This is a genomic window from Liberibacter crescens BT-1 (assembly GCF_000325745.1).
Classification (GTDB): Bacteria; Pseudomonadota; Alphaproteobacteria; order Rhizobiales; family Rhizobiaceae; genus Liberibacter; species Liberibacter crescens.
In genome coordinates this window covers 330001-344544 of the sequence record NC_019907.1, presented here as the reverse complement: position 1 = coordinate 344544, position 14544 = coordinate 330001, and the positions used below count along the sequence as shown (strand labels likewise).

Below are 14544 nucleotides of genomic sequence, written 5' to 3'. Positions count from 1 at the left end.
AATATTCATGAATACTGATTCCCTAAACCAAATTATTGTAACATCTATTGAAGATCTCATTGAATATTTTTGCTCTGGCATTAAATTAGAAAAAGAATTGTCTATTGGTGTAGAACACGAAAAATTCATTTTTACGAAATCAATGCATACCCCTATTCCCTATATAGGAGAGAGAAGCATTTTAACTCTCTTACAAGCTCTCAAAAAAAATCTAGGATGGGAAACAATTACCGATCAGGGTCATCTTATTGGTTTATATAATCCGATTGATCATGCAGCGATATCTTTAGAGCCAGGAGGACAATTTGAGCTCTCAGGAGCACCTTTAAACAATCTTCATGAAACAAATCTTGAAATATATGGGCATATCACAGCATTAAAACAAATCACTGATCCACTTGACCTGGGAATGATCGGCATGGGCAGTAATCCAAAATGGACATTAGAAGAAACACCACGAATGCCCAAATCACGCTATAAAATTATGGCCGAATATATGCCAAAAGTCTGTAAAAACGGTCTTGATATGATGTATCGAACGTGTACCGCCCAAGTCAATCTTGATTTTTTAAGTGAAGCAGATATGGCAAAAAAAATGCTTATTGCCATGAAACTGCAACCATTGGCAACTGCTCTTTTTGCTGCTTCGCCTTTTACAGAAGGTCATCCTAATGGCATGAAATCATGGCGCAGCCAAATCTGGCGCAATACTGATTCTAAACGTACTGGCCTTTTACCCTTTGTCTTCAAACCAGATTTTGGCTTTAATGATTATATACAATGGGCACTTGATATCCCCATGTATTTTGTAATTCGTGACGAAAATTATCATACCTGTACTGATATCACATTTCGCCAGTTTATGAATGGCGCATTAAAATATAGAATAAAAGATTGGCAACCAACCCTTCAAGATTGGTCCAATCATCTTTCAACACTATTCCCAGAAGTACGACTTAAACAATACATTGAGATGCGTGGCACTGACTCAGGTACCCCTGATAAAATTCTTGCAGTTTCAGCTTTCTGGGTAGGTCTTTTGTATGATTCTTCAGCATTAGAAGCTATTGATACATTGACCTCCCAATGGTCTTTTGCAGATATCAACTTACTGCATATCAGCGTTCCTTGGCAAGGATTGGAAGCAACAATTAATAAAATACCTTTGAGTAAAATAGCATCTCAAGTTGTGGCTATCGCCAAGGATGGACTCAAAGCACGGGCTAAACGCAATTCTCAAAATGAAGATGAAACCACCTTTCTGCTCCCTTTGGAGAAAATGATCAATAGCCAAATGACTCTTGCCGATGAAATGCTAGACGCATACTATCGTTTATGGGGCAATTCTGTTGAACCCTGCTTTGAAAGCTATGCCTATTGATCTCTTATAGGTTTATCAATACAAAAATTATTTTGATTATAAAATGGTCATTGATAAGAAGGAATAGACTTTTATCTCATTCTTTAATTAAGGATAAACAATCATTTTTTTCCATTGACTATCTTCTAAATTATTACAGGAGAATACAATTCTTTCGTGTAATCGAGAAGAACGCTCGTTCCAAAACTCCATGAAAAGTGGACGAATACGAAAACCTGACCACCAAGAAGGTCGAGGAATATCTCTGAACGCATAGAGTGTTGTATATTTCATGACTTCTTTATCTAACACAAATCGACACGGTAATGGTTGTGACTGCTTAGATGCCCATGCAGAAATCTGATGCTCTCTTGGGCGTGAAGCATAATAGGTATCGGCATCAATATCATCAACTTTTTCAACAAGACCACGCAACCGAAACTGACGACATAGAAATTTCCAATGGAAACATACTGCTGCCTTGGGATTAGCAAGAAGCTCCCTACCTTTAGTGCTACTATAATTGGTATAAAATACAAAACCTCTGTACCCAAAATCCTTGAACAAAACCATACGGGCATTCGGCATTCCTGTCTCATCTACCGTAGATAGCGCTGCTGCATTCGGATTATTCGGCTCAGAAAGCTCAGCTTCCTTAAACCATTCCTGAAATAACTGAAAAGGTTCTTCCCTATCAACATAATCATTTTCAGTTACAGGCACATAATCTTTTGCAGTTGCCAAAATATTATCTTTCTGCATCTTGACACTCTTCATATCTTCAAAGACAATGAGATCCTAAAAGGATATTTTTAGTAATGGATTGACTTGTACAACAACTTATCCCATAAGAACAGTAGCTTAATTCATAAAAAATGATAAAAATAAAAATTACAGAAAAAAATATTTTAAAGTTCTGCATAATTTTTTATTAAAAAGTACAAATTTGGATAACCATGGATAATTACGCTAAGGTGATGCTTGAACCACTTCATAATCTATGCAATGTCACAAACTTCAACAAGGATTTTGTATAGGAATTGGATATGCCGATAACAAACAATCTGATGAAAAAGAAACGAGGGGTTATTTTTGGAGTAGCCAATAATCGCTCCATTGCTTGGGCAATTGCAAAAGCTTGTCATGAAGCAGGTGCTGAAATCGCTTTGACATGGCAAGGTAATGCACTAAAAAAGCGTGTTGAAGAGCTTGTTGAAGATATGGATGTTTTTATGGCAGGTCACTGCGATGTTACAGATGAAAAAAGTATTGAAGCTGTCTTTATGAATTTAGAAAAACATTGGGGAAAGATAGATTTCCTTGTGCATGCCATTGCTTTTTCTGACAAAAATGAGCTAACGGGTCGTTATATAAATACCACTCGACACAATTTTTCCAATACTATGGATATTTCTGTTTACTCGTTTACTGCTCTAGCAGCCCGTGCAGAATCGATTATGAACGATAAAGGAAGCCTTTTAACCCTTACATATTACGGTGCTGAAAAAGTCATGCCCCATTATAATGTTATGGGAGTTGCTAAAGCAGCGCTGGAAGCTTCAATTCGATATCTTGCTGTCGACATGGGAAAACGCGGGATACGTGTGAATTCTATATCTGCTGGACCAATAAAAACATTAGCTTCTTCTGGAATAGGTGATTTTCGGTATATTTTAAAATGGAATGAATATAATGCACCCCTAAAACGCAATGTATCAGCAGAAGAAGTTGGAAAATCAGCTCTCTACCTGCTCTCTGACCTTTCTAGCGGTGTGACTGGTGAATGTCATTATGTAGATGCAGGATATCATGTAATCGGAATGAAAGCTGAAGATGCACCCGATATATCAACAGTCCTGAACGGCGAAAAACTTCATGCAAAATAATGCTTTAAAAGACCCATGCCTTACATTATCATTCATTAAAAGCTAATGAATGATTTCTAGGTCATTAATCATTCTCTTACCATTAACGACTGTATATCGAACGATTACCTTGTTATTGACTTGCAAACCATCAAAATTAAATTCTTCTGATACTTGATATGTTTTCCCATCATCAAGAACAAGAGATAAACTATTCGGTTTAATCTCTCGTACATGAGCAGTAATATCCAAAGTTTCAGCTAATACTGATGTGATAGATGTACTAAAAAATAGTAACACTCCAAGAAATACTTTTATCATTTTATAATTATTCCAACTGTAATCTCTTAAAACATTTTCAGATATGAATATGGCAAAAATGAATTATAAAAATAATTTACTGAATTATGGTTAATAAAAACTAAAATTTAGCAATTTTCTTGAAATGTCAATATTGACATTAAACACACTAAAATATTAAAGGCCTTATCCTTCATTCGCGTCTTAAGTTTATAAAAATAATCGTGGAATGGAATTATTTTGATTTTATGAGATCCGACTAACCGATAGGCCAAAAAATCTTCTTCTCATCATACAACACTTATTAAGTTTAAGAATTAAATTAATATTTAAATGCTTGTAATTTTTCTAAAGGAATATTAACTTATAACTCTTTTAAGCTTTTATTAAAAGCTTAGCAACCAAATATTAGTTAGAAACGAGGTTATTAAACAATGTCATTTCCTAACCATACAAAAAATAAAACGACATACAATTTTCCTCTGAATAACAATCGTATTCTTGCCTTGTCAGCACTCGGAGGTGCTCTTGAATTCTATGATTTTATCATCTTTGTGTTCTTTACGCCTATTATCAGCAAGATTTTTTTTTCCACCTGATATTCCTGAATGGCTACGTCTGACACAAACTTTTGCTATCTTTGCCACAGGATATCTTGCACGTCCCTTTGGCGGTATATTACTTGCCCATTTCGGCGACCTTATCGGCCGCAAACGCGTATTTTTCTTTTCCATTTTTCTTATGGCCATTACAACACTTGGCATATCACTTATTCCAACTTACACATCAATTGGTGTTACCGCGCCAATCCTTCTCCTGCTCTTTCGGGTTGCCCAGGGCATCGCCATTGGCGGTGAGATTCCCGGTGCCTGGACCTATATCTCGGAGCATACGTCTTCCCGATATGTAGGCCGTAGCTGCGGTTTTGTGTTGGCTGGCCTGCTCAGTGGCATTGTGCTTGGATCGCTGATTACCACAATGATCGAATATTTTATAAGCAACGAACATATTCTTGGCTTTGCCTGGCGTATTCCGTTTATCATCGGTGGAATGTTCGGTTTTTTTACTGTCTGGCTTCGTCGATGGCTACAAGAAACACCTGTATTTCTAGAAATGAAAAAAATAGGTGCTTTAAATCATAAATTGCCTTTGAAAAAAGTACTGCGTGATCATCGGGAATCTGTTGTGATTGCAATAATCCTATCTTGGGTTCTATCTGCAGGCATCATTGTTTTATCGCTTATGGCCCCTACTCTTCTACAAACAATATACCATTATGACCGTTTAACAGCCTTATCTTCCAATCTCCTGGCGACAACATTTCTAGTCATTGGTGTATGTTGTTCTGGTTTCCTGATTGATCGTGTTAATTCTGGAATTTTTCTGCTGTTGGCAGGCATAGTATTTGCTATTACCAGTTTTACTTTTTATTCCTGGATCGGTGTATCCAAAACTTTTTTATATAGTTTTTACACAATCACACAGTTTTCTTTCGGAATGATTGGAGCAATACCTTATGTCATGGTTCGACTGTTTCCGTCGGTTATCCGTTTTTCAGGAATTTCTTTTTCCTACAATATAGCTTATGCTATTTCTGGAAGCATAACACCCATTGCCGTCAGTACGCTTGCAAAATTCGTACCAATGGCTCCAGCTTATTATATGCTCTTTATTGCTGTAGTAACAATAATAGTAGGCACGTATCTGAAATTTAAGACTACTCTTCTGAGAAAGAAATTTCGCTTGGAGGAATTGTTGATACAAGATTAAAAGCATCATACAGTTATTTCTGATAAAGCAGGCCGGGCAGAACTTTGTGTCTGATCTGGCCTGAAAAGTTATAAGTTGAAATAATCTGTTACAAAAATTAACCTATACTTTTAAAAAACAGATAATCCTTATCAATCCTGAAATCTCTTTTACATAAAAAAGAAATTTTTACTGAACATATGGGAAACAATACAATATCTGATTTAAATACCAAAATCCGTTCGTGTTTTTAAAAATGAAAAAATATCTATCAATCATTATTTGATTGTTCTCATCCTATTTTAATCTTGTATTACACAAAAATTTTCTGCATAGTATATTTAATGTAATAACTGTTAATTTTAATATATCAGGAAGGGTGGCCGAGTGGTTTAAGGCGCTGGTCTTGAAAACCAGAGATGGGAAACTATCCGTAGGTTCGAATCCTATCCCTTCCGCCATTTCATCGTTGATATAGCTTCAATATAATGAGTTTTTTGTTGTTTTCACGATTAAAGTTTTCTAAATAAATTGCCTTTATTATATTTACTATTGTTTATTTGAGTATTTACATTTCAAATGCATAATAATGTAATTTTTACATGAAGTATTCTTTCTTAGTAATCAACTTTAATTCTATGAAAACTAAATTAGTTTATCATAAACTAGATCTTTATCCTCTTTTTAAGACTTTTTTATTAACCTACCCTGAAAAATTAAAAAAAGAAGTTTATAATCTATATATTTTACGTAAATCTATTTAATCTTCTACAATCCCAGAGATTTTAATTTTCGATGAAGGGCTGAACGTTCCATACCAACGAATTCTGCTGTACGAGAAATATTTCTTCCAAATCTATTAATTTGCGCTATTAAATAGTTTTTTTCAAACATTTCTCTGGCTTCGCGCAAGGGTAAAGCCATGATACGATAATTATTATCTATAGAAATTTTCGGCAAAAATTCACTAAGGTCTGCAGGTAACATATCAGCAGTAATCTCTGATTCTGATTCTTCTCTGTTCGTAAGAATTATAATTCGCTCTAAATTATTTCTCAGTTCACGGATATTTCCTGGCCATTCATATGCTTGAAGAATAGCCATAGCATCATCATTGATATACCGAGATCGTATTCCTATTTGTTGGCAAATTTTTTTTATTATATTCTCTGTTAAAATAGGAATATCCTCTCTTCTTTCAATAAGAGCAGGAACTCGAATAGGAACTACTGCCAAGCGATAATAAAGATCCTCTCTAAACAGCCCTTCTGAGATACGATTTTCAAGATTAACCGCTGTAGATGAAATAATACGTACATCCACTTTAACACGTTTAACCCCACCAACCCGCTCAAATTGCTGCTCAACAAGTACACGCAAAATTTTATTTTGTGTCTCACGTGGCATATCTGCAATTTCATCAATGTAAAGAGTCCCCTGATGAGCCTCCTCTAACAAGCCAATCTTTCTTGGCCTTTCAGAAGAACCTTCTATACCAAAAAGTGCAATTTCCATAAACTCAGATGTTATATTTGCTGCACTTAAAACAATAAAAGATCCAGATCTTCTTGCAGATTTTTTATGAATAAGACGAGCAACAAGTTCTTTTCCAGAACCTGATGGTCCAAAAATCATAACTCGACTATTCGTTGGAGCTACTCGATCTATAGTTTGACGTAACTGTGAAACAGCTACGGAACTACCAATTAATTCTTCTTCTCCTATCTGCCTTCTTAATTGACAAACTTCTCGCTTGAGACTCGAATTTTCCAATGCTCTATGAACACTTACCAGCAATCGATCTGTTTCAAAGGGCTTTTCTATATAATCAAACGCTCCTCGTTTTATCGCTGAAACTGCTGTCTCAATATTCCCGTGTCCAGAAATCATGACAACTGGAATATCCGGATAATGATTCTTTATTTCATCAAGCAAAGACATACCATCCATAGATGAACCTTCTATCCATATATCCAATAACACAAGTTGGGGAACATGATTAGAAATTTCCATAAGAGCAGTATTGGAATCATGCGCAGTGCGTGTCGTATAACCCTCATCAACAAGGATACCAGATACCATCTCACGGATATCTTTTTCATCATCAACAATCAAAATATCAGCTTTCATCAATTTCTTTTCCATTATTACTAGAAGTTTTTATCTCCGTGATTTTTATGTATGGAAGACGTACACGAATCATCGCTCCGCGACCATTATCAAAATCAACAGGCGCATCGTTTAATTCAAGTTGCCCACCATGGTCTTCTACAATCTTTTTAACAATTGTAAGGCCTAAACCTGTACCTTCTTCGCGCATTGTAACATATGGTTCAAAAATACGGTGACGATTTTCCACAGGTAAACCACGACCATTATCAATAATATCAATAATGAAATAATCATGTTCCTTATCATAAATAGCAGATACAAGAATCTTTTTTTCACTTCTTTCTTCATGAGAATGAACAGTTCGGATTGATTCTACTGCATTTTTTATAAGATTACCAAAAGCCTGACCTAATAGACGTCCATCAAACATACCCTCCAAAGAAACATTACCTAAATCACGTATAAAAGTAATATCATCTGCTTCTATCTCACGAAGGAATATTGCATCATTGATAATAGTAGTTAAATCAATTAATTGTAAAGAAGGCTTAGGCATACGCGTGAAAGAAGAAAATTCATCCACCATTCGATCTATATCATTGACTTGCCTAATAATTGTTTGTGTGCATTGTTCAAAGATCTGTCGATCATTTGGATTAATTTGATTACCATAACGACGTTGAATTCTTTCAGCAGAAAGTTGAATTGGTGTGAGAGGATTTTTAATTTCATGTGCAATACGCCTAGCTACATCAGCCCAAGCATTAGAACGCTGTGCTACCACTAAATCAGTGATATCATCTATAGTAATCACATAAGACTTACCGTTATCTTCTTCGTTTGTAATATGAACAGAAATTGTATGTTCTGTATTATTATTTATGAAGCTAATTTGTTTACAAAAATCCTCACGATAACGTGTTTTTGCTTCTACAAAAACGGAACTAATTTCTGGAGAAACATCAAAAAGATATTTTCCTATGAGGTCTTTTGCCGATTTTCTTAGTAAGAGTTCACAAAAACGGTTTACAATAGTAATTTTTTGATTACTTTCAATGCCAATGACAGCTGCGTTTACTCCTGATAAAACTGCTTCAATAAAACGCCGACGGTTTTCTACCTCACTTTTAGCTTTAAGAATTTCATCCTGTTGTGAACGAATTTCTACAATCATTTTATTAAAAGTATGTGATAAATGGTTAATATCGTCATCTGAACCTTCTACAGGGACAATAACACTCAAATTACCAGAAGTAACACTGTTAGCAGCACTAATCAAAAGACGAATAGGTCTTACAAGACGATCCGCAACAGCAATAGCTGTCCAAATTGCAGAAACAAGAACAAATAATACAAAAGTAAGATAAACAACAGCAAAAGCAATTTGAATTGTTGTCCGATCTTTGTCCATTGTTTTATATTCTTCAATATTCCTTTCTGCGAGTTCTCTGGCTTGCATCACTTCAAAATCAACAATTCGCATTGTATAAAGAAAAGCTCCAGGTAAATTATTGAGTTTACAAATAGCTCCTACAAGATTTGTTATTCCTGGAGGAATAAGAGTTATTTTCCCTTTTAAAACAGATTCCCAGACATCTGAAGGTACAGCAGGAAGACGTTTTTCTGTTTTTATATTTGCTCCTATTATAACGGATCCATCACGTTTTACTAGAAAAGCTCCAAGTAAACCACGATTACGTGCTTGATTTGTAAGAATTTCAATAAATTTTTCACGATTGAGATTAAATAAAGAATGATTACGCTCAAGTTCTTCGGCCATTGTTTCAGTTTGACTCTGAAGATAAAAAGCATTTTGTTCTATATAGGCTGCAGCTACATCTTTAGAAAATTGAACTATTGATTGAGTACGGATAGAAAACCAACGATCCAAGCCAGTATTTAAAGTTATAAAGGCAAAAATTGCGACAAGAATAGCAGGAATTATTGCAACTAAAGAAAATTGCACTGCCATACGGATATGTAAGCGTGCAGCTGCACGACCATGCGATTTTTCTCTAAGAAGAGACCTAACTTCTCGAATAATTAATAAAATTAATCCTATAGAAAATATCGCGTTAATTCCTACAGAATAAACTATAATACCAGAATCTGTAGGAGAGATAGGAGTTAGACCTAATAAAATAATCAAAGTAGTGATTGCACACAAGAGAGCACCACCAGCTAGCATTGAACTACCAATTAAAGACCAACCAGATAATAAAAAAAATATGGAAGTTCTCAATATTTTTTTTTCAGATACAGTTTTTGAATTTTTCATTTCTATTAATAGATACAATATAGGAATGTGCCATTTTCTATTGTGTTTTATTAATAAACACACTTCTTAATAAAAGCTATAGCAGAATAAATAGAAAATTAGGATTTTCAAAGACACTTTCGTCTTTCTTTAATTTACAGAATATTCTCTCTATAATGAGATACATATTTCTGAAGTAATATTACATAAAATTCATGATCAATAATATTATTATAATTTATTCTATCACAGAAAAGTAGACATATTTACATAATTCAAAGAATTATTGTAATTATTAATCAGTTTCATATAGTTTATTAAAAAGAGAAAAATATCCAAATAAATAACGATATCATTATCAATATCTCTCATGGTTTCTGACTTTCAGGTGCATTGATATTATTTTTTCTTGATGTTAAGTAATATATTTAATGCTGAAATGGCAATAAAGTAGCTATCATTGTAAAAAATCAGTCGATAGTAGATGTATCATATAAGATACAATAACTATTCTATAAAAGGATTTTTAAAAATTATAAAAGAGATAGGAACACCAAGTATTTTTTCAAATGAACAGGACAAGGCTATATATAAAAAGACCCTCAACCGAGAATCTCAAAAAACCACAATTTAATTTTTTAAAAATCAACACTATTACAGTAAAGACACGAGAAAAAATATTCTGGATGTAAAAAATTCATCTATTTCCCTTAACATTACAAATAATAAAGCTTGGCACTCTATTATCTAATGAATACAATATAGCTCTTGGCTAAGGTAACATTAATGCATGAGTAATATTAATTATTTTATAAGTTCTCATTACGGAGTGTATTAATCCAGTTAGCAGCTAATTTTTTATCCAGACCAAGTCTTTCAGCAATCTCAAGCAATTCTTGTTCGTCTTGTATTTTGAATATTCCAGACTTTATCCAAAGACCAAAAGAACGTGCGCCGCTCTTACAATGCGCTATCACTGGTTGTGGACTGCTATTAATAGCATGTAAAAAATCATTTTTATTTACGTCAGTAATATTCATCCTGCCACTAATAGGAATGTGAGCATATTCCAATCCAATAGCATACGCAGCTTCTCTCTCATTTTCTGAAGTCAACTGCCCAGGCTCTTCATTATCACAACGATTATTAATGATCTTAACAAAACCTTTGCGTTTAAGTTCAGAAAAATCCGTTAATAATGGTTGAGATGAAATTGAAAATTTTTCAGTTATTTTAATAATATTCATAAATGACTCCCATTCAAGATCATAACTTCATTTATATGAATATTCAATCTGATACAAAAAAAATATTAGTAATAGTGTCTAGCATATTTCAAATATGCCTTGTCCACTGCGATAGAAGGGAAAAAGTTATATCTCCTATACTATCCGTATTGATAGTTATCTTATCTTAGTATTCAATAACAGTATATATTAAAATGAATGGCTATTGCCTTTTACTAATATTCATCACTACAAATGCATATGCCTCTATATACTTCTACCTAGATTTAATTGACTTGTGATGAAGTTAGAAGTATTGCGTCAAGGAAGAAAATTTTATCTTAGGCAATCATAGAATAAACCTAAAGCTTATACTCCACTTCTAAATTTTCTCTGGATTTCTGTTTTATAGCAAATCAATCTCTAATTATTTTTTAGCACTTTACAAGCAAAATTAATGTTTATTATTTATATAAATATCACCACTAATTATTTCTTGGTTGCAGCATCCTGAGCATCTTCAAGCTTTTTACGAACATCGTCGGCTTTTTTCTGCATGCTTTCTTGCATTTTACGTTGACTGTCTTCTAGTTCTGATTCTGACATTGGTGGACGACTGTATGTTTCTGCAAAACCTTTAAGTGATATCTTAATAGGATTTTCAACACGACGATAATTGACAGAAGATAATGTAATTTCATTACCCTTTTTAAGGCTATTCAACATAGAATCTGCAAGATTTATTTCAGTCATACACTTATCAGGCATACAAACTAAATAATCCATTTTTTGAGCTTTTCCATTATCAATCCGCATAGTAATCCCAGAACGAGTATACCTTGCAGATGGAACAGAAACCTGAATTAATTTCTTATTAACCTTACCTTCCACATATATAATACCAACAGCAGTCACAAGTTGACCTCCATCAGCAACAACAACATTTTGAACTATACAAATATCATTATTTTCTTGTTTATTACAAGTTTTATACCATCCTGTATGTGGCACACCACCATCTGCAGCAGCTACATCTTTTACTATCAATAAACACTGCACGGAAAAAACAACAAAAATAATAAAAAACTTCTTTATAAATGTCGTATTAATCATAACTTCTACATTTCTCCTAAAAATTTCCTTACTTTAACAAAATTCATAGGAATAAACAACAACGAAAATAATAAACTTATTAAAGTAATCTAAAATATTTTATTATTATCAGCTATTTTTATTGCCAGTTACCTGCTAAAGTTCTATTCCTTTATTATATTGAATATTTTTTTAACCTGGAGGAAAACAATGCCTTTCGAATTACCCGATCTCCCTTATGATTACGATGCACTTGAACCTTACATGTCACGTAAAACCCTTGAATGTCACCATGGCAAGCATCATAAAACATACGCTGAAAACAGTACAAAACTTGCAGCTGATTCTGGTATGTCTGATTTATCTATTGAAGAAATCATACTAAAATCCTATGGTCTGAATTCTGCACTTTTCAACAATATTTCTCAACATTATAATCATAAACTCTTTTGGACATTGATGAAAAAAGGTGGCGGCGGAAAGAAATTACCTAGCATTCTTCAATCTGCAATTGATTCAGATCTTGGTGGTTACGAAAAGTTTAAGTCTGATTTTATTACAGCAGGTACCACTCAATTCGGAGCTGGTTGGTGTTGGGTATCTGTTAAAAACAATAAACTAGAGATTTCTAAAACACAGAATGGTGAGAATCCTCTTTTACACGGAGCAAAACCAATTCTTGGTATAGATGTTTGGGAACATGCTTATTACTTGGATTATTATAACATGCGTACAAAATATTTAGAAGCTTTTGTAGATTACCTCATCAACTGGGAACAAGTTCTTGAACTCTATGAAAAAGCAATAAACCTATAGTCCCAATAACAACTACATCATAGTTAAACCAATAAATACCTTCTCCTTAATCGTTGTAAAAAGGACAAGGAGAAGACACTCAAAACTTAATTTATCTATCTTTTAAGTTAAAAAGGTAATTACAAATTCTATGTAATGACAACATCTTTGGAACCTTCTTTAGAAATATGAATTGTGGTTGCTTTAATTAGATTTTCTGTATTAATGCACAGACATGTAGAATAATAAAAAATGTCTTATAGACATAATAATGAATAAAGATCAATCAGAACTCATCCCAATTATTAAAAGAAAAACAACAAAAACCCTTGCAGTCGTCTCAGCATTAGCACACATTATCTATTTGATACTAATCATTTTTCTAACCTCAAGAAAGGCAAAAATCCCTTCACAAGATCAACAACGTTTTTGAGTGACGATCCTGACATACGAAGTAAAATGTTCTCTATCAATTTTTATATATTTTGATATGTTGGGTGATTTTTATTTTTTATACTTGGACCTTGGTTGCGGGGGCGGGATTTGAACCCGCGACCTTCAGGTTATGAGCCTGACGAGCTACCGGGCTGCTCCACCCCGCGATATAGATTGAGTTTTTTAAATGAACCATGATTACAAGTTTTCATGGATTGCCTTTTATAGACCTGGCAACGACCGACTCTTCCGCGTCTTAAGACGAAGTACCATAGGCGCTGGAGCGTTTCACGGCCGTGTTCGGAATGGGAACGGGTGCAGTCACTCCGCAAAAGCCACCAGGTCTATAAAGGGCAAAAAAGATGATAATAGTCAATGAGAACGATCAAGCCAATCGAGCTATTAGTACTGGTAAGCTTCACTGGTTACCCAACTTCCACACCCAGCCTATCAACGTGGTAGTCTTCCACGGCTCTGATAGGGAATACTCGTTTTCAGGTTGGTTTCCCGCTTAGATGCTTTCAGCGGTTATCCATTCCGTATGTAGCTACCCTGCTATGCCCTTGGCAGGACAACAGGTCCACCAGAGATACGTCCATCCCGGTCCTCTCGTACTAGGGAAAGATCCTGTCAATATTCCTGCACCCACGGCAGATAGGGACCGAACTGTCTCACGACGTTCTGAACCCAGCTCACGTACCGCTTTAATTGGCGAACAGCCAAACCCTTGGGACCTGCTTCAGCCCCAGGATGCGATGAGCCGACATCGAGGTGCCAAACAACCCCGTCGATATGGACTCTTGGGGGTCATCAGCCTGTTATCCCCGGCGTACCTTTTATCCGTTGAGCGATGGCCCTTCCACACGGGACCACCGGATCACTATGACCGACTTTCGTCTCTGCTCGACTTGTTTGTCTTACAGTCAGGCGGGCTTATGCCATTGCACTCAACAAGCGATTTCCGACCGCTCTGAGCCCACCATCGCGCGCCTCCGTTACTCTTTCGGAGGCGACCGCCCCAGTCAAACTACCCACCATACACTGTCTCGGATCCGGATAACGGACCGCGGTTAGACATCCATGTGGATAAGGGTGGTATTTCAAGGATGGCTCCACAAAAGCTGGCGCCCTTGCTTCAAAGCCTACCACCTATCCTACACATACCTACACAAATGCCAGTGTAAAGTTATAGTAAAGGTGCACGGGGTCTTTCCGTCTGACCGCAGGAACCCCGCATCTTCACGGGGAATTCAATTTCACTGAGTCTGCGTTGGAGACAGCGGGGAAGTCGTTACGCCATTCGTGCAGGTCGGAACTTACCCGACAAGGAATTTCGCTACCTTAGGACCGTTA

9 protein-coding genes, 2 tRNA genes, 2 rRNA genes and 1 pseudogene (1 of these 14 only partly in view) are annotated in these 14544 nt (G+C 35.2%); 5 read left to right on the top strand and 9 right to left on the bottom strand.

Translation table 11 applies throughout. From position 1 onward, the window contains the following. Positions 1 to 7 precede the first annotated feature (7 nt). Positions 8 to 1381, top strand: a complete 1374-nt coding sequence (locus B488_RS01500) for a glutamate--cysteine ligase (RefSeq protein ID WP_015272717.1) — start codon at positions 8 to 10, stop codon at positions 1379 to 1381. 87 nt (positions 1382 to 1468) lie between these two features. Here B488_RS01500 and pdxH read toward each other — a convergent pair whose 3' ends face one another. After that, positions 1469 to 2122, bottom strand: a complete 654-nt coding sequence (gene pdxH / locus B488_RS01495) for a pyridoxamine 5'-phosphate oxidase (RefSeq protein ID WP_015272716.1) — start codon at positions 2120 to 2122, stop codon at positions 1469 to 1471. Between the two features lie 284 nt (positions 2123 to 2406). Between pdxH and fabI the strand changes: the two genes are divergently transcribed. Further along, the gene (gene fabI, locus B488_RS01490) at positions 2407 to 3246 is read left to right on the top strand and encodes an enoyl-ACP reductase FabI (protein ID WP_015272715.1); all 840 of its coding nucleotides are present in this window, start codon (positions 2407 to 2409) and stop codon (positions 3244 to 3246) included. Positions 3247 to 3288: 42 nt separating this feature from the next. On the opposite strand, the gene B488_RS01485 is transcribed toward fabI, so the two are convergent. After that, positions 3289 to 3546 (bottom strand): DUF1344 domain-containing protein, encoded by a 258-nt coding sequence (locus tag B488_RS01485; protein ID WP_015272714.1) that lies wholly within the window; start codon positions 3544 to 3546, stop codon positions 3289 to 3291. 413 nt (positions 3547 to 3959) lie between these two features. Here B488_RS01485 and B488_RS01480 point away from each other — a divergent pair. Beyond that, positions 3960 to 5295: pseudogene (locus B488_RS01480) on the top strand (MFS transporter). Between the two features lie 352 nt (positions 5296 to 5647). Then, a tRNA-Ser gene (locus B488_RS01475) sits at positions 5648 to 5735 on the top strand. Positions 5736 to 6042: 307 nt separating this feature from the next. Here the strand turns inward: B488_RS01475 and ntrX are convergent. The 4 genes from ntrX to B488_RS01455 form a co-directional block, all read right to left on the bottom strand. Then, the gene (gene ntrX, locus B488_RS01470; protein WP_015272711.1) at positions 6043 to 7404 is read right to left on the bottom strand and encodes a nitrogen assimilation response regulator NtrX; all 1362 of its coding nucleotides are present in this window, start codon (positions 7402 to 7404) and stop codon (positions 6043 to 6045) included. Continuing rightward, the gene (locus B488_RS01465) at positions 7394 to 9664 is read right to left on the bottom strand and encodes a sensor histidine kinase NtrY-like (RefSeq protein ID WP_015272710.1); all 2271 of its coding nucleotides are present in this window, start codon (positions 9662 to 9664) and stop codon (positions 7394 to 7396) included. Before B488_RS01465 ends, ntrX begins: the two co-directional genes overlap by 11 nt. 788 nt (positions 9665 to 10452) lie before the next feature. Further along, entirely contained in the window at positions 10453 to 10890 is a 438-nt protein-coding gene (locus tag B488_RS01460; RefSeq protein WP_015272707.1) for a protein tyrosine phosphatase family protein, read from the bottom strand. A 468-nt stretch (positions 10891 to 11358) separates the two neighbouring features. Next, positions 11359 to 11982: an invasion associated locus B family protein gene (locus B488_RS01455; protein WP_015272706.1), complete on the bottom strand. Its 624-nt coding sequence runs from the start codon at positions 11980 to 11982 to the stop codon at positions 11359 to 11361. Positions 11983 to 12171: 189 nt separating this feature from the next. Between B488_RS01455 and B488_RS01450 the strand changes: the two genes are divergently transcribed. Further along, positions 12172 to 12777, top strand: coding sequence for a superoxide dismutase (locus B488_RS01450; RefSeq protein WP_015272705.1), 606 nt, complete (start codon positions 12172 to 12174; stop codon positions 12775 to 12777). A 504-nt stretch (positions 12778 to 13281) separates the two neighbouring features. On the opposite strand, the gene B488_RS01445 is transcribed toward B488_RS01450, so the two are convergent. The 3 genes from B488_RS01445 to B488_RS01435 form a co-directional block, all read right to left on the bottom strand. Next, positions 13282 to 13358 (bottom strand) — tRNA-Met (locus B488_RS01445). 61 nt (positions 13359 to 13419) lie between these two features. Further along, positions 13420 to 13534: ribosomal RNA gene (rrf, locus tag B488_RS01440) — 5S ribosomal RNA — on the bottom strand. Positions 13535 to 13572: 38 nt separating this feature from the next. Next, positions 13573 to 14544 (bottom strand): 23S ribosomal RNA (locus tag B488_RS01435) (it continues 1829 nt past the right edge of the window).